This is a genomic window from Cloacibacillus sp., from assembly GCA_036655895.1.
GTDB lineage: Bacteria > Synergistota > Synergistia > Synergistales > Synergistaceae > JAVVPF01.
The window spans coordinates 13,206-29,474 of sequence record JAVVPF010000006.1 but is presented as its reverse complement, the minus strand read 5'-3'; the positions used below and the strand labels follow the sequence as shown (position 1 = coordinate 29,474).

Genomic DNA, 16,269 nt, shown 5'->3' with positions numbered 1-16,269 from the left:
CTAATTTTTCCCATTTAGTGAAAATCATCCGCGGGAATTTTAAAGCAAAATATGTTATGCTGGATTTGCGGCCGACATAATATCGCCGCCGCCTAAAACAGAAAGGAGACGATATAAAATGGACGAAAACCTGCTGCTTCGCTTCGACTCTCTGCATCCATGCTGGACCGTTGAAATGCTGCGCCGAGAAAACGAGGATATATCATCTTTGGAGGAACTCAAAGAGGCGGGGCTCGTTGCCGAAAAAGACGGCTGCTTCTTTCTTACCGAAGAGGGCGCGGCGCGCTTTGCGCCGCTCGCGAAAGCCTCCTATATAGAAGATGCGCCCGGTGGGCGACCCGAGGCACCCGCAAAAGCGGCGCGCGCTGCGGAACTGATGGACTTGCTCAACAAAAAGCACGCGCAGCGCTGGGGCATAAAAAAATACCTCAACAGTCAGAAACTTAAAATATTCCCCAGCGACCGCTGCGTGGATTGGAGCTACACGCAAAACGAAGCCTATCAAAAGATGCTCGAAGAATTTCCCACAGTAGGGCTGAAAAGCCGCACAACGGAGCGTTACGCAAAAAAGACCGCGGCGTGGCTTGCCGCAAACGAAAAAAACATGGGCGGTTTTACGCCGGACCTTCTTTACATCTGCTACTACGACTACATCCACTATACGGACTTCAAAGGCCACCCGCACGACCCGCTGCGCCTCATAAACGCGGACCGCTTCCTCTTCGTCTTCTGCGAAGAAAGCGCCTCGGCCGCGCGCACGGCCTCCGAATTTTTCAGATGGACGACGCTGGAGCGCCGCGTCATGCTCCCCGGCTACTTCGACATAGACACGCAGGAGCAGGACAGCGTCTGCTGGCTCGTCTTCGTCACGGAAAAAGAAGAACGCGCGGCAGAACTTGCACGGGAGCTGGCTCCCCTCTTTACAAAAATCCCACAAGAGGCCGAGCCATGCGAGATATGGACTATTTCCTTTGAAGCGCTTCAAAACGTGACAGAGAAGCGCGAGCTGATATGGGAGCTGCTGCCGCAGACGGCGCACGCGGCAAAGAGAATGACAGCGTTCGCGTAACGTCAGGCCGCTTGCAAACGCCGCGCCGCACCCAAAGGCGCGGCGTTTTAGGGTATAATAAACGAAAATTTTGATATATACGTGAAAGGAACAGATAAAAATGTATTTAAGCTCCATACTCGAAACAGTGATGCTGCTCTGCTTCGCCGCGGCGTGGCCCGCCTCAATCTACAAGTCATGGGTCAGCCGCACGAGAAAAGGCAAGAGCCTCTCCTTCATGCTCATCATCCTAGTAGGATACGCCGCTGGGATCGCCAAAGTGCTGTTTGCCAACACAAGCGCCTACCTGCTCATCCCATACACGCTAAACACCACGCTAGTCCTCTGCGACCTCGCGCTCTATTACAGAAACTACCGGATAGACGAAGGCAAGGCGATCAAGATATCTCGATGCTGACTCTGGGGAGGGCGCGGTTCCCTGTTTGCAGCTGATATCATGATACTTCATCAAAAACTTTAACAAAAGAAAACGGCAAGAAATTTAATATCATCAACACGGCGTCGGTTACTCCGAGGTGATTAGTTTATATAGAAAAATCACCTCTCAATCTACGCCTCAAATAACACTTAACGCTTATCCAGCCACTACCGAATGACCTTCCTACCTAACCTTTTTCCAATTGGATGGGGCCGGTGTGCCGTTAACCATAACCGTGGCTCCATCAACGCAGTAGGCATCAGCTTTAGCTTGATCTGCTAAATAAGACTTACTATCTGCGCTGTGCTGGTTTGCGCAATAATAAACCGCACCATTAGCATAGACGACATACACATCATTACCTGACTTAACCATTAGTGCGTTAAATTGTTTGCTGCTGTTTAATCCTATGGCATAATCAGACAGAGTTCCACCTGTGCCAGTTGTCAAAAAATCTTTAATATTGGATTTAGCAATAGCTTCGTTTTTACTTAATGCTGCCAGCATTTCGTTTATTCTGGTTTTATTGAATTCGCCGTTAAAATCAATCTTATAATCTTTCATCGCCTCTGTGAGCAATTTATTTAATGAATCCATGATTACTAATATTTCGGCTGTGCTACCATTTTTCAAGGTATCGGCATCTTTCAACGCTATATAATCTCTCACGGACGCCTCTGCTTGAGAGGAACTATGCTCCTCGCAGTAAACTTGGCCATCTACAACGGTGTATGCTTTGTGCGTCGTGGGACACGCACAGTTGCCGCTGTCTACAAATTCTTTGTAATTGCTGTTGGTGACAAATGTATTTAAGTCGACAGGGCTACCGTTAGCGAATTTGTGCATCGACCAGGCCGTTTTTATCGTCTCGCGGTTTCCGAGGCAGGCGGTCTCCTGGGCTTTGGCGTCCGAGCCGCCGAAGGCGAGCCAGAGGCCCCCCGCAAGCACTCCTATGATTATGAGCACTATTAAAAGTTCCACCAACGTGAATGCCTGTGATTTTTTATTGTATCGAAAGTTCATCCTAAGAGACACCTCCTATGTAGTTACAATCGGGCGTTTATTATAACCCAGCAGGGAAACGCCTGCATGCGGCGCCGATTTTATCTGGATTATATCATTTTTCTTCTTCTCTCCGTCAGCCTATTTTACATTTTCTCCAGAATTGCAGATAGAGGGCGGCGGCGGCTGAGACGACGAAGAGGCCCATTACGCGGAAGGTCCACGTGGCGCCTATGACGGGCGAGAAGAAGCCGAAGATGAGCGGGCTTATCATCCAGCCTATGTCGATGACAAGAAGCACTAGGCCCGTCGCCTTTGGCCGGTATTCCGGGGCGAGCAGGTCGCCCACGAGCGCGAGGTCGACTGGAAAGCCAATGCCTATACCTATGCCAAAGAGCGCGCCGAAGGCCATAAAGGCGGCGCCTCCTGAGGAAAGCGAGAGGCCGATAAGTCCCGCGCCCATAAGTGCCGCGGCCGGTGCGGCGAGGTGTACGCGGGGGATTTTAGCGATGAGGCTGAAGGCTATAGTTCTGATGGCGATGCCGGCGAGAGAGGAGGCTATCATGAAGGCGGATACCGTAATGAAACGTTCGTTCGCAAGCGAGGCCACGGAGAGCGTCATTGCGTCGGCGAGCGACATGACCATAGCGGTGGCGAGCAGCGCTGGGATGGCGGGTGTTTTGAGCAGGTCCGCGTAGCTCCCCCACGCTTTTTTGTGTTCGCCGTGATAATTCAAATTCTTGACGGGCCAGCTTACAGCCGTGCAGAGAAGGGCCGTCGCCGCCGGAAGCCACAGGTAGAGCGTGTCGTAATTATTTTGCTGGAGCCAGTCGCAGAAGGGAACGATGGTGGCCATAGGCAGCAGCGAGCCGGTGGTGAAGAGCGCGAAGCCAAAGCCGCGCGCCTTTTCGTCAAGCAAGAGAGACTGGGCGGCGATGGCTGAGACGGCAAATACGCTGACGCAGAGGCCTGTGAGTGCGCGGAAGAAGAGCAGCAGCGGCACGCAGTGCAGCGAAAGCGCGACGCCTACGGAGGCCGCGGCGCAGAGCGCGGAGCTGCCGACAAGCGCGCGTCTGATGTCGAATTTTTCCATCACTTTGCTTCCAAGCGGGCGGCAGATGAGCATGACGAAGTAGAAGAGGCTCAGGAAGAGGCCCGTCTGCTGCGGGGTCGCGCCCATTTTTTCATAGAACGGGCCGAAGATGAAATAGATGTTTGAAAAGCACGTTATGCCGTAGTAGGCGAGAAATATGAGCGTTATCTGTTTTATGTTTTTCATTATGCCGGCCTCTTAAAAAGAGGGCGTCCATGACGGACGCCCTCTTGCGGATTTGTATTAAGGTACTATTCTTCTTCCTCTTTGCGATCCTTCGCGGCCTGGTCGATGACCTTTTTGGCTATGTCGCCGGGCACCTCTTCGTAATGGCTGTATTCCATTGAGAAGGAGCCGCGTCCCGAGGTCATTGAGCGCAGGATGATGGCGTAGCGGAACATTTCTGACAGCGGGCACTGGGCCTTGACTATCTGGAGTTTGCCTTCGCTGTCGATGCCCATGATGCGTCCGCGGCGGCTGTTGAAGTCGCCCATGACGTCTCCGAGGCAGTCCTCCGGCACCGTCACGACTACGTTCATGACGGGCTCCATCAGTATCGGGTTTGCCTGTTCCATGCACTTTTTGTAGGCGATGCTGGCCGCGATTTTAAAGGCCATTTCAGATGAGTCGACGTCGTGGTAGGAACCGTCGAATAGCGCGCAGGAGAAGTCTGTTGACGGGTATCCCGCGAGGAATCCGCGCGCGGCGGCTTCGCGAAGTCCCTTTTCCGCGGCCGGGATGAAGTTGCGCGGTACGGCGCCTCCGACTACGCGGTCGATAAATTCGATGCCGGCGTTCTTTTCAAGAGGAGCGAGCTCAAACCAGACGTCGCCGTACTGGCCGCGTCCGCCGGACTGTTTCTTGTGTTTGCCCTGGGCGCTCGCCTTTTTCTTTATCGTCTCGCGGTAGGGAACTTTCGGGGTGCGCGTTTCGAGGTCTACTTTGTAGCGTTCTTTTATCTTTGAGAGCATGATGTCGAGGTGCATGTCGCCCATTCCTGAAAGGACGGCGTCGTTCGTCTCCGGGTCTTTCGTGTAGGAGAGAGTCCGGTCCTCTTTGAGCGTCTTTGTGATGGCGTTTCCGAGCTTGTCTTCGTCGGCGCGGCTTTTTGGAACTACGGCTACGCTGTAGACGGGCTTCGGGAACTGTATCGGGCGGAACTGGAGCACTTCGCCCTTGAGGCCGAGCGTATCTCCCGCGATGGTGCTTTCAAGCTTCGGGATGGCTACGATGTCGCCCAGGATTATTTCTTTTGTTTCAACGCTGTCTTTGCCTTTCATGAGGCGGAAGGAGCTTACGCGCTCTTCCTGTTCCTGCGTGACGTTGTAGATGGTCTGGTCGCTCGTCATGTGGCCCGAGAATACTTTGACGAACGAGAGTTTGCCTACATAGGGGTCGACCATGACTTTGAAGACGAAGGCGAGGAAATGTCCGTTTTCGTCGGGCGGGATGTTTACGACCTCTTCACCTTTGAGCGCCGCGCGTTTAAGCATGTCCTTCGGCGACGGCATGTAGTCGACGATGACGTCCATGAGCTGCTGCACGCCTACGTTCAGCGTAGCGGAGCCCGGGATGATGGGATATATGGAGCGCGCGCATATTGCTTTGCGCAGCACGCCGAGAAGTTCTTCTATTGATATTTCCTCTCCGTCAAGGTAGCGCATCATCAGTTCGTCGTCGGCTTCGACGGCACGCTCTACGAGCGTTTCACGCGCGGAGGCGATGGCCTCTTCCATCTCCGCGGGGGCGGCGCACTCTGTGAAATCTTTTGTGCCGTCGCCTTTGTACATATAGGCTTTGCCGGTGAGGACGTTGACTAGCCCCTTGAACTGGAGTTCGCGGCCTATCGGCAGAAAGAGCGGCGTTGCGCGCTCGGAAATGTTTTCGCGTATATCATCTACGACTTCGTCAAAGTCGGTATTTTCTCTGTCAAGTTTGCTTATGAAGAATATTGCCGGCGTTTCAAAGGTCTCGGCAAATTCCCATACGCTCTGCGTCTGCACTTCGACGCCAGCGGTGGCGTTCACGAGGACGAGCGCTCCGTCGGCCACGCGCATCGCGCAGCGCTGCTCTCCGACAAAGTCGGCAAAGCCGGGCGTGTCCATGACATATAAGGTCTTATTTTTGTACGGGATTGTTGAAAGAGTTGTGCTTATTGAAATGCCGCGCTTCTGTTCCTCTGAATCAAAGTCAGAGACTGTGTTCTTGTCTTCGATTCGTCCTAGGCGGGAAATTTGTCCCGCGTCAAAAAGAAATGTTTCGTTGAGAGTGGTCTTGCCAGCGCCTCCATGTGAAATGAGCGCAATGCTGCGAATGTCCTCCGGTTTACGTGTCCCCATTACTTTCACTCCTTCTGTGCTGTTGAAGCTTCTTATAATGATTCGCTATGACCTATTGATAATACTTGCTTTGGAGAGTTCCGTCAATAATACGTTCAATGTGAGGCCTCTATTGACGGAACCCTCAAAATCACTCCGTTATTTGGCCAGCATTTCGGCCAGCGTTTTTGCTACTTCCGTCGGGTCTGCGCTCCCTCTTGTCTCGCGCATGACGAGGCCCTGAAGGAATTTCTGCTTCGCGCCTTTTTTGTCCGCGCCGTTTTTGATCGTTTCAACGGCTCCGGGCTGCTCGGCAAATATTTTGGATATTACGGCGCAAAGCGCCTCCGCGGTAAGTCTGCCGCCCGCCGCCCCGCATTTTTTCAGCGCGGCGTCAAGCGAGAGGCCGCCGTCGTACATGGCGCCCAGCACGTCTTTTGCCTGCGTGTTTGAAAGGTCGCGGCTTTCGACTTTGGCGATGAGCGAGCCAAGCTCTTTCGCCGCTACAGGGAAGTCGGTTATCTCCATGCCGGCGTCGCGCAGGATGCGCTGCACCTCCATTCGCATCCAGTTCGCGGCTTTCACGGCGGGCGCGCCTGATGCAACAAGCGCCTCGAAGTAGTCCGCCGTCTCGCGCTGTTCTGTGAGCTGCTGGCTCTCTTCAAAGCTTATTCCGTACTGCTCCGTGAAGCGCGCGCGTTTGTCCCACGGCATTTCAGGCATCGCCGCGCGGATTTTTTCTACGTAGTCGGGCTTTGCGTCGATAGGAGCAAGGTCCATCTCCGCGTAGTAGCGGTAGTCGCGCGCGCCCTCTTTGCTGCGCATCGAGCGGGTGACGCCGGCCGCGTCGTCCCAAAGGCGCGTCTCCTGCACAAGCTGGCCGCCTTCGTCGAGCACGCGGTTCTGGCGCGCTATCTCGTATTCAAGCGCGCGCTCTATTGATTTCAGCGAGTTTATGTTTTTCAGTTCTACGCGCGTGCCGAGCGAGCCGTCCGCGTTTGAGAGCGAGACGTTGACGTCTACGCGCAGAGAGCCGGACTCCATCTCTCCGTCGGAGACCTCAAGGTAGCGCGCGAGCTGGCGTATCTGCGTGATGTAGGCTATGGCCTCCGCCGGAGAGTTCATATCGGGCATGGAGACTATCTCAGAAAGAGGCATTCCGCCTCTGTTGTAGTCAACTAGCGAGTAGGCGGCGCCGGAAAGACGTCCGTCCGATGTTGGGTGGACCAGCTTTCCCGCGTCCTCTTCAAGGTGAAGGTGGTCGAGATGGACGCGTTTTTCTTTGCCGTCGGCCACTATGTCGAGGTAGCCGCCCTGAGCTATGGCGTGCTCGTACTGCGTTATCTGATAGGCCTTGGGCAGGTCGGCGTAGAAATAATGCTTGCGGTGAAAGCGCGTCTTGTCTTTTATGTCGCAGTGCAGGCCGAGGCCCATCTTCACGGCGAGGTCTACGGCGTGGTCGTTTATGACGGGGAGCGAGCCGGGAACGGCCAGGCAGATGGGGCAGACGTTGGTGTTCGGCGTGGCGCCGATGTAGTCTGTCGAGCAGCCGCAGAAGAGCTTTGTCTTTGTCTTGAGCTGCAAATGTATTTCAAGTCCTATAACAACGTTCCTGCTCATTTCAGCAGCCCTCCTTCTCTGTCACCGGTTCGGGCGCGCCCGCCGCATTTTCGATGACGGCGGCGCATGAAAGCAGCTCTGCGTCCCCAAAGCGCGGCGCGAGCATCTGCACGCATGTCGGCAGCCCCTCCGGCGTGAAGCCGAGGTTTATGCTGACGCTGGGAAGGCCCGCGAGGTTCGCCATAGTGGTGAAGACGTCGCCAAGGTACATCCTCACGGGATCTTCTTCGACGAGGCCGCGTTTGTAGGCAAGCGCCGGCACTATCGGACAGATGAGGGCGTCGGCCTTTTTAAAGAGTTCTTTAAATTCGTTCGATATGAGCTGGCGCACCTTCGTAGCCGGCACAAAATAGTTTTCGTAGTAGCCGCGCGTCAGTATGCAGGTGCCGACGAGTATCCGCCTGCGCACCTCTTCGCCGAAGCCCTCCATGCGGCTTCTTTTGTACATCTCGGAGAGGTTTTTGCCGTCTTCGTGATGGCCGTAGCGCATGCCGTCGTAGCAGGCCAGTTTCGAGCTTGCGTCGCCAAGCGCCACCATGTAGTAGCAGGCGACCGTGTGTTCCATCGTCACGGGCAGCGAGGCTTCGATTATCTCAGCGCCGGCGGCGCGGCATATCTCTACCGCGCGGTCGGCCGCCTCAACGAGCGGCTTGTCTATGCTGTCACGGTCGTAGCCTGTTAGCACGGCGATTTTTTTGCCGGCAAGCGACGCGCCCGAGACGGCGGCTGTAAAGGAGGGCCGTTCGTAGGCGTCGCAGGTGGTGTCGTTGTCGTCGGGCTTTGCAAGCGCCTCCATGACGAGCGCCATGTCTGCGATATTTTTCGTAAGACCGCCCACCTGGTCGAGCGACGAGGCGTAGGCTACTATCCCGTAACGGCTTATCTGTCCGTACGAGGGCTTCATGCCCTGCACGCCGCAGAAGGCGGCGGGCTGACGCACAGAGCCGCCCGTGTCGCTGCCCAGCGCTATCGGGACAAAGCCCGCCGCCACCGCGGCGGCGCTTCCGCCGGAGCTGCCTCCGGGTACGCGTCCTGTGTCGCGCGGGTTGAGCGTCGGGCCGAAGACGGAGCTTTCCGTGGTGCTGCCCATAGCAAATTCATCCATGTTGGCTTTGCCTACGAGGACGGCGCCAGCTTCCTTCATGTTTTTGACGGCGGTTGCGTCGTACGGGGGAAGCCATCCTTTGAGCATTTTGCTGCCGCAGGTCGTCTCTATGGCCTGTGTGCAGAAGTTGTCTTTTACGGCGTAGGGAACGCCGGCAAGCGGGCCGGTCTCTTCGCCGCGCGCAACGGCGGCGTCTATCGCTTCCGCCTCCGCCATCGCGCGCTCTTCGCAGAGCGTCACTATGGAATTATATTTTTTGTCGTATTTTTTGATGCGCTCTATGGCGTCGCGGGCGGCCTCAACGGCCGTGAATTTTCCGGCCTTGACGCCGGCCGCTATTTCGCGCGCCGAAAGTTTCTGGAAGTCCATCGCTATTCCTCCCCTTCGTCTTCAAGCGCTATGATGCGAGGCACGCGGAAGAAATCTCCGTCGCGCACAGGCGCGCCGTCAAGGAAGGCGTCGCGGCCGTCCCATTTGACAGGCTCGTCGGCGCGGCGTCCCGGCGCTTTTTTGACGTCCCATTCAAAGGGCGCCGCGTCGTCGTCGGCAAGCTCCCGCATTTTGTCGCACATGCGCAGAATGTCGTTGACGCGGTCGAGCACCTCCTGATACTTATCTTCGGGAAGGCCGATGCGTGAGAGCGTAAGCACCTCGCTAAGGCGTTCCTTGTCCATTTCCATCTGTTTTATCATCTGTTCGTCATACCTCCTGAAATGAGGGTCTGTATATGCAGCCGCGCGAGGCTTGCGGTCATTTCGCCTCTTCTGCGGCCTCTTTTAATTTTTTCTCAAACTGTTCTTCGTCAAGGACCGGCACGCCGAGCGCGAGCGCCTTTTGATACTTGCTTCCGGGCGCCTCTCCCACTACGACAAAGCTCGTCTTTTTACTGACGCTGCCCGCCACAACGCCGCCCATAGATTTTATTTTGGCCTCCGCCACGGGCCGCGTCATCTTCGCAAGCTCGCCGGTGAGCACGAATTTCAGGCCGTTCCACGGAAGCAGCGTTTTGTCTACTTTTGGCGCGTGCGATTCAAAGTTCACTCCGGCGGCCTTAAGGCGCGCCAGCATCTCTTCGTTGTGCGGCTCCGAGAACCACGCGTGAAGCGACTGCGCTATAACTTCGCCTATGCCGTCCGTCAGTTCCAGCTCCGGCTCGTTGTCGCGCGCGGTCTTTTGCAGCGCCTCTATCGAACCAAAGCGCGCGGCAAGGTCCTCCGCCGTCTTTTCGCCGACGCTGCTTATGCCAAGAGCGCCTATCAAAGCTCCAAGCGGGCGGCTCTTTGATTTTTCTATCGCGTTTATAATGTTCTGCGCCGATTTTTCGCCAAGGCGGTCAAGCACCGCAAGTTCCGGCGCGGTGAGGCTGTAGATGTCGGCGTAGTTGTGAAGCAGCCCGAGCTCGACGAGACGGTCTATCAATTTGTCGCCCATGCCGCTTATGTCCATCGCTCCGCGAGCGGCGAAGTGGATGATGCGCTCCTTCACCTGAGCGGGGCATCCGCTGTTCGTGCATTTTATTGCGGCCTCGCCGGGCAGCCGCACCGCGTGCGAGCCGCAGACGGGACATATATCCGGTATTTTGAACGGCTCCGTGCCGTCTGGGCGTTTGTCGTATTCGACGCGGACCACCTCGGGGATGATCTCGCCCGCCTTGCGCACCCATATATAGTCGCCCACGCGCGCGTCCTTTTTGTCGATGTCGTCCTGATTGTGCAGCCCGGCGCGGCGGACTATCGTGCCGGCCAAATGCACAGGGTCGAATACTGCGGTAGGAGTCAACACTCCCGTGCGGCCCACCGTAACTTCGATGTTTTGTATCCGCGTCAGCTTTTCCTCGGGCGGGAATTTAAAGGCGACGGCCCATTTCGGCGCCTTTGACGTGATGCCCAGCACGAGGCGCAGCGCAATGTCGTTTAATTTCACAACTACGCCGTCTGTGTCTATGGGATGCTCAAAACGCTTCGTCTCCCATTGCAGAAGGTAGTCGTATATCTGCGAAAGCGAGTGGCAAAGCCTGTCTTCGCCCTGCATAGGCAGCCCAAGTGCGGCTATCTCTTCCAACATTTGACGCTGCGTCGTTATCCCGTATTTCTCCGGGTCGATTATCTGATAAAGATATATCTTTAAATTTCTGCGCGCCGTCTCTTTAGGGTCAAGCGTGCGGAGGCTCCCCGCCGCCGCGTTGCGCGGGTTTGCAAAGAGGCTCTCGCCGCGTTCTTCGCGCGCCGCGTTGAGCGCCTCAAAGCCTTTTTTGTCTATGCAGACCTCGCCGCGCACCTCAAAGCGTCCGGGTATCGGGTGCGCAAGCCGCAGGGGAAGCGTTTTTATCGTTCTGAGGTTCGCTGTGACATCCTCCCCCACTTTGCCGTCGCCCCGCGTGGCTCCGCTTGAAAATAGGCCGTCTTCGTAGACGAGCGAGACGGCGAGGCCGTCTATTTTAGGTTCGCAGAGGACGGGAACGTTTTCTTCGTGGAGCGCCTCGCAGAGCTTTGTGTAAAATACGGCAAGCTCCTCTCGGTCGAGCGCGTTGTCGAGGCTCATCATGGCAGAGGCGTGCTCCACCTTCACAAAGCCGTCGCGCGGCGCGGCGCCTATCCTGTGCGTCGGCGAATCCGGCGTTACAAGCTCCGGGCTCGCCGCCTCTATTTCTTGCAGTTCACGCATGAGCCTGTCGTACTCAAAGTCGGATATCTCCGGCGCGTCCTGCGCGTAGTAGAGCCGCGCGTGGCGTTCGATCTCGCCGCGCAGCAGCTCCGCTCTTTTTTTCGATTCTTCGGATGAGGGCAGTGCCATTGTCATTGCCGCACTCAGTTCTTTTTCCAAGCCGGGCCGCGCTTAATCCTTCGGCCTCATCGTCGGGAAGAAGAGCACGTCTCTGATGCTCTTTGAATTTGTCAGCAGCATGACGACGCGATCCATGCCGATGCCCATCCCGCCGGTCGGGGGCAGCCCGTATTCGAGCGCGTTTATGAAATCTTCGTCAAACGGGTGGCTCTCGTCGTCGCCTTCGGCCTTTTTGCGCGCCTGGTCGAGGAAACGCTCGCGCTGGTCGAGCGGGTCGTTAAGCTCGCTGAAGGCGTTCGCAACCTCCCATGAGTTGATGAAGAGCTCGAAGCGGTCGGTGATGTCTGGGTTTTCTTTGTTGCGCTTTGAAAGCGGCGATATGACCGTCGGGTGTCCTATTACGAATGTGGGCTGAATAAGCTCTTCTTCCACATATTCCTCAAAGAATACGGGGAGGAGGTCAAAGCGGGTGTCCGTAGGCTTCACTTCAAGCCCGCGCAGAGCGGCCTGACGGCGCGCCTCTTCGTCGGTTATCGCGGCAAAATCTATTCCGGTGTGCTCGGTGACAAGCTCCGTCATTGTTGCGCGGCGGAACGGCGGGTTCAGGTTCAGCTCGACGCCCTGATAGTTTACTACGCGCGAGCCTACTTCGTCGGCGCTTGCCACTATCAGCTCTTCGGCCAGGTTCATCATATCAACGTAGTTGCCGTAGGGCCAGTAGACTTCAAGCGTCGTGAACTCAGGGTTGTGGCGCTGGTCCATGCCCTCGTTGCGGAACTGCTGGCCGATCTCGTAGACGCGGCCCATCATGCCGACGACGAGGCGCTTTAAGTAGAGCTCCGTCGCTATCCTCATGTACATATCTATGTCGAGCGTGTTGTGATGCGTCACAAAGGGACGCGCGTTGGCGCCGCCCGCTATTGTTGCAAGTATCGGCGTCTGCACCTCCAGCGAATCGTGCGCGTCGAGCACGCGGCGGAAGGTCTGTATTATCTTTGTGCGTTTGCGGAAGGTCTCGCGCACCTCGGGGTTAGCTATAAGGTCGGCGTAGCGCTGACGGTAGCGCACCTCCATGTCCTTAAGCCCGTGGTATTTCTCGGGCATCGGGCGAAGCGCCTTTGAAAGCAGCGTGAACTTTTTGACGGAGAGCGTAAGCTCGCCGCGCTGCGTGCGGAAGGGGACGCCTACGAGGCCGATGAAGTCTCCCGCGTCTACCCATTTTTTGAAAAAGGCGTAGTCCGTTTCGCCAAGCACGTCAAACTGGAAGCAGAGCTGGAGCCTGTCGTGCTCGTCTTCAAAGGTGGCGAAGGCGGTCTTTCCGTGGCGGCGCAGCACGATGATGCGGCCGGCCGTCTGAATTTCGTCCGTGGCCCATTCTTCGGGCTGAAGGCCGTCGAAATGTTCTTTCACATGGGCAAGCGTATGCTTTACCTCGTAATGATCCTGCTGATAGGGGTCGTAGCCCTCTTCCGCGCGGAGGCGCATCAGCTTGTCTTTACGCTGACGAAATATCTCCTCCTCGGGCATTGTCGTCTGCTGCTGCTGTTCGATCTTCTTTTCTTCTGCCATTGGGATCACATCCTGTTTATAATTATCAGCCGGACGAAGCATCGAACGGCCTCTTTAAAACCAAATCGAGTAAATTTTTATTCAAGTTCTGTCGGACGCCAGTTTCTCAAAAGCGGCGCAAGCTCGCCCCAGCTTTTGGTCATAGCGCCTTCACGCCTCAGCTGAGCGGCTCCGGGAAAACCTTTGAAGAGCGCGCCAAGCATCCTGCGCGCTATCGTCATCGCAAGCGGCTCTCCTTCGGCGGCGCATATCGCCTCTCCCAGCTCAATGAGCATCTCGGCCTGCGCCGCAGCCGTTGGGGCGGCAAGCTCCTGCGGGACATTTGCGCCAAGCTGCCTCAGCGTCTCCGCTATCAAAAAGGCGTCGCGCAGTATGCCGCGTCCGGCGAGTACCGAGGCGCATCCTCTTTCAAGGTAGTCCTCAAAGTCGCGCGGCGTGTAGCAGTCGCCGCTTCCGCCGATGCGCCCCGGAAAGCGCACCGCTATCCGGCCTACCGCGTCGCGGTCGGCCACGCCCTCGTATCTCTGCGACGGAGTTCTGCCGTGGACGAAGATAAAATCCGCGCCAGCCTCAAAGAGCCTTTCGCTGAAGGCCGCAGTCTCTTCCACGTCCGCACCGGGCATGACGCGTATCTTTGCCCACACCGGCAGGCCGAAGCCCTTCAGCGCGCGCATCATAGCCGCCGCCTCATTCGGATATTCCATCAGCTTTGAGCCGCTGCCCTTTTTCGTCACCTTGGGCATCGGGCAGGCCATGTTTATCTCAAGCGCCTCAAAGCTGTAATTCTCAAGCGCGAATGCCGCGCCGCGCGCTACGTCGTCCGCCTTTGCGCCAAAAAGCTGAAGCGCGCACGGGCCTTCGTCGTTTGTGCGGCAGAGCAGTTCTTTTGTTTTGCGCCCGTTGTGGATGAGCCCAAGCGCGCTTACCATCTCCGTATGCACCAGCCCCGCGCCCATCATCCGGTGAAAGCGCCGGAAAGAGGCGAAGGTTATTCCGGCAAGAGGCGCAAGCCATATAGGATTTTCAACGGCGACGCCGCCTATTTCGCGCGGAAAGCCGGGAAGGGCCGCGTCAAAGCCCCGCTCTTTTAATCTATTTTTCGCGGCTTCGCTCATAAAGTATCCGAAGACCGTCCAGCGTCAGCCACTGGTCCACTGTATCCACACGGTTTGAATATTTTGAGATTATCGGCGCGTGTCCGCCGGTGGCCACTACTCTGCACGGGCCGCCAAGCTCTTTGAAGACGCCCTTTATAACTTTGTCCACAAGCCCCACAGTGCCGTATATGATGCCGGACTGGATGGCCTCGGTCGTATCTCCGCCTATGTAATGCTCGGGCGCGCAAAGCTCTATCTGCGGCAGCTGCGCCGTGCGCGAGAAGAGCGATTCCATGCTGAGCTCCATGCCCGGCGCTATGATGCCGCCAAGGTAGGCCCCCTCCTGCGAGATCACGTCAAAGGTTATCGCAGTGCCGAGATCGACTACTATGAGCGGCGCGCCGTATTTCGCAATTCCCGCCACCGCGTTCAGCAGCCTGTCCGCGCCAAGCCCCGTAGGGTTTTTCATCTTTATCGTAAGCCCCGTGTTGAGGCGCGGGGAGACGCGCATGGCCTCGACGCCGATGTACTTGCGCACGCCTTCGAGGAACATCTCGTCCAGCGACGGGACGACGCTTCCAAAGATGGCTCCCTCTATCTCCTCTTTATTTATGCCGGAGGCCGAAAGCAGTCCCAGTATCATAAAGCCGACTTCGTCCGCCGTCTGCTTCTTTGAGGTGAGCCTCCATTGCTTGACAAGCTCGCTTCCTTTGTAGATCCCCATTACAGTATTCGTGTTCCCAATGTCAAAGACAAGGAGCATGGTTAATTCCTCCAAATCCGTTATACGGTCAATTTTTATATTTTACAACATCGAAGGGCAATAGAGTAGGATAAAGAGAAAAATTGCGCAGAGAATAGGCGCCGTTTCCATTTTTACACGGCAGCGCGCGCAGACGGCGCAGATAAAAATGACAAGCGCAGCCGCCGTGAGCGCGGACGATGGGCCGGCCGCCCACGGAACGAGCGAAGAACCGGCCGAAAGCGCCTTGTGCGAAAATAAAAGCAGCGCCTCCGACGCGGCTGCCGCAAGCCGCGCAAAGGGAAGCCCAGCCAGCGCCGGCAGCGAAAGCAGCGCAACGAGCGGAAAGAGAAGAGAAAACCACGGCACGGCTACAATGTTCAGCACAAGCCCCGCCATGGGGATGAGGCCAAAGGCGCTGGCGGTGAGCGGCGCTGTAACGAACCATACGAGGACGGCGACGGCCGCCGCGCCCTTCCAGTTTTGAGGAACGACCGAGGCCGCGGCCGATATAAACAGCGCGGCAAGCACGGAGAGACGAAAGCCAAGGTCAAAAAAGTACCACGGGTTCCAAAGCAGCAAAAAAAGCGCGGCGCAGCTTACGCCGTTGAAGGCAGAGCGCGGCCTTCCCGCTAAAAAGGCGGCTAGGCACAGTTCCGTCATAAGCGCGGCACGAAGGCCGCCCGCCGGAGCGCCTGCCGCCGCTACATAAAGCCATATCGCGGCCGAGACCACGATCGCGCCGCGAAGGTTTTTTCCAAATAGCCAGAAGAGCGCGCCTGCAAGCAACGCAACATGGAACCCAGAGATGGCAAGAAGATGCGAGGTTCCGGCTTTTTTGTGGAGCTCCTGTATGTCGTCGTCGCGCGCGCCTGTCGTAAGCGCAGCCATGTACGCAGAAGAAAGCGGCGGCAGCTTTTCGGCGAAGGCCCGTTCAACGCGCGCCCGCCAGGCGGCAAGCCCGCGCGGCGCGCCGGTTTCTTTCATCTCAAAGACGACGAGGCGGCGCGACGCATTTCGCGCGCGCCAGTAAAAGCGTTCGTCAAAGCCGCCGGGACGTTCCGCTTTTTTGAACTCAAACGACGCGGCGCGTACAAAAACCTCAGCGCCCGCCCTAGGCGCCTCCTTTTGCGGCACGTAGGCCGCGGCTCGTCCATACGGAGTCTCAAGCAGAAGCGCCGCGCTGCGTCCCCAGGGACGCACCAAAAGCACGCGCGCCGTAAACTTCGCGGAATCAGGAAAGGGCTCGTCCTGCACAAGCCGCGCAAGGCACAACGACGAGGCAAAGGCACAGCAGACGACGACCGCCGCAAACACCGCGTAAAAGCCGCGCGGAGAGCGGCGCGCCGTGCAGAAAGCAAGCGCGGCTGTGATAAGCACGGAGGCCGCGGCCGCTGCAAAAAGCGCGCAAAACTGCGCGAGCCACACGGCAAGCGACGAACATAAGAGAAC

13 protein-coding genes are annotated in these 16,269 nt (G+C 56.9%); 2 read left to right on the top strand and 11 right to left on the bottom strand.

Translation table 11 applies throughout. The features are described from left to right. Positions 1-118 precede the first annotated feature (118 nt). Positions 119-1,069 (top strand): hypothetical protein, encoded by a 951-nt coding sequence (locus RRY12_03215; GenBank protein ID MEG2183665.1) that lies wholly within the window; start codon positions 119-121, stop codon positions 1,067-1,069. A gap of 100 nt (positions 1,070-1,169) precedes the next feature. After that, positions 1,170-1,466 carry a hypothetical protein gene (locus RRY12_03210; protein ID MEG2183664.1) on the top strand — a complete coding sequence of 99 codons (297 nt, stop codon included), beginning with the start codon at positions 1,170-1,172 and terminating at the stop codon, positions 1,464-1,466. 204 nt (positions 1,467-1,670) lie between these two features. On the opposite strand, the gene RRY12_03205 is transcribed toward RRY12_03210, so the two are convergent. The 11 genes from RRY12_03205 to RRY12_03155 form a co-directional block, all read right to left on the bottom strand. Continuing rightward, positions 1,671-2,510, bottom strand: a complete 840-nt coding sequence (locus RRY12_03205) for a prepilin-type N-terminal cleavage/methylation domain-containing protein (protein ID MEG2183663.1) — start codon at positions 2,508-2,510, stop codon at positions 1,671-1,673. Positions 2,511-2,625: 115 nt separating this feature from the next. After that, positions 2,626-3,768: an MFS transporter gene (locus RRY12_03200; GenBank protein ID MEG2183662.1), complete on the bottom strand. Its 1,143-nt coding sequence runs from the start codon at positions 3,766-3,768 to the stop codon at positions 2,626-2,628. Positions 3,769-3,833: 65 nt separating this feature from the next. Continuing rightward, positions 3,834-5,921: an elongation factor G gene (gene fusA, locus RRY12_03195; GenBank protein ID MEG2183661.1), complete on the bottom strand. Its 2,088-nt coding sequence runs from the start codon at positions 5,919-5,921 to the stop codon at positions 3,834-3,836. 138 nt (positions 5,922-6,059) lie between these two features. Further along, a complete protein-coding gene (gene gatB / locus RRY12_03190) occupies positions 6,060-7,520 on the bottom strand; it encodes an Asp-tRNA(Asn)/Glu-tRNA(Gln) amidotransferase subunit GatB (GenBank protein MEG2183660.1) in 1,461 nt (486 codons plus the stop codon). Between the two features lies 1 nt (position 7,521). Beyond that, positions 7,522-8,994 (bottom strand): Asp-tRNA(Asn)/Glu-tRNA(Gln) amidotransferase subunit GatA, encoded by a 1,473-nt coding sequence (gatA, locus tag RRY12_03185; protein MEG2183659.1) that lies wholly within the window; start codon positions 8,992-8,994, stop codon positions 7,522-7,524. Between the two features lie 2 nt (positions 8,995-8,996). Then, positions 8,997-9,317, bottom strand: coding sequence for an Asp-tRNA(Asn)/Glu-tRNA(Gln) amidotransferase subunit GatC (locus RRY12_03180; protein MEG2183658.1), 321 nt, complete (start codon positions 9,315-9,317; stop codon positions 8,997-8,999). Between the two features lie 58 nt (positions 9,318-9,375). After that, positions 9,376-11,418 (bottom strand): NAD-dependent DNA ligase LigA, encoded by a 2,043-nt coding sequence (gene ligA, locus RRY12_03175; GenBank protein ID MEG2183657.1) that lies wholly within the window; start codon positions 11,416-11,418, stop codon positions 9,376-9,378. 42 nt (positions 11,419-11,460) lie between these two features. Next, the gene (gene lysS, locus RRY12_03170; protein ID MEG2183656.1) at positions 11,461-12,978 is read right to left on the bottom strand and encodes a lysine--tRNA ligase; all 1,518 of its coding nucleotides are present in this window, start codon (positions 12,976-12,978) and stop codon (positions 11,461-11,463) included. Positions 12,979-13,055: 77 nt separating this feature from the next. Further along, the gene (locus RRY12_03165) at positions 13,056-14,093 is read right to left on the bottom strand and encodes a tRNA-dihydrouridine synthase family protein (GenBank protein ID MEG2183655.1); all 1,038 of its coding nucleotides are present in this window, start codon (positions 14,091-14,093) and stop codon (positions 13,056-13,058) included. Then, the gene (locus RRY12_03160; protein ID MEG2183654.1) at positions 14,071-14,838 is read right to left on the bottom strand and encodes a type III pantothenate kinase; all 768 of its coding nucleotides are present in this window, start codon (positions 14,836-14,838) and stop codon (positions 14,071-14,073) included. Before RRY12_03160 ends, RRY12_03165 begins: the two co-directional genes overlap by 23 nt. A gap of 42 nt (positions 14,839-14,880) precedes the next feature. After that, positions 14,881-16,197 (bottom strand): ComEC/Rec2 family competence protein, encoded by a 1,317-nt coding sequence (locus RRY12_03155; GenBank protein ID MEG2183653.1) that lies wholly within the window; start codon positions 16,195-16,197, stop codon positions 14,881-14,883. Positions 16,198-16,269: the final 72 nt, after the last annotated feature.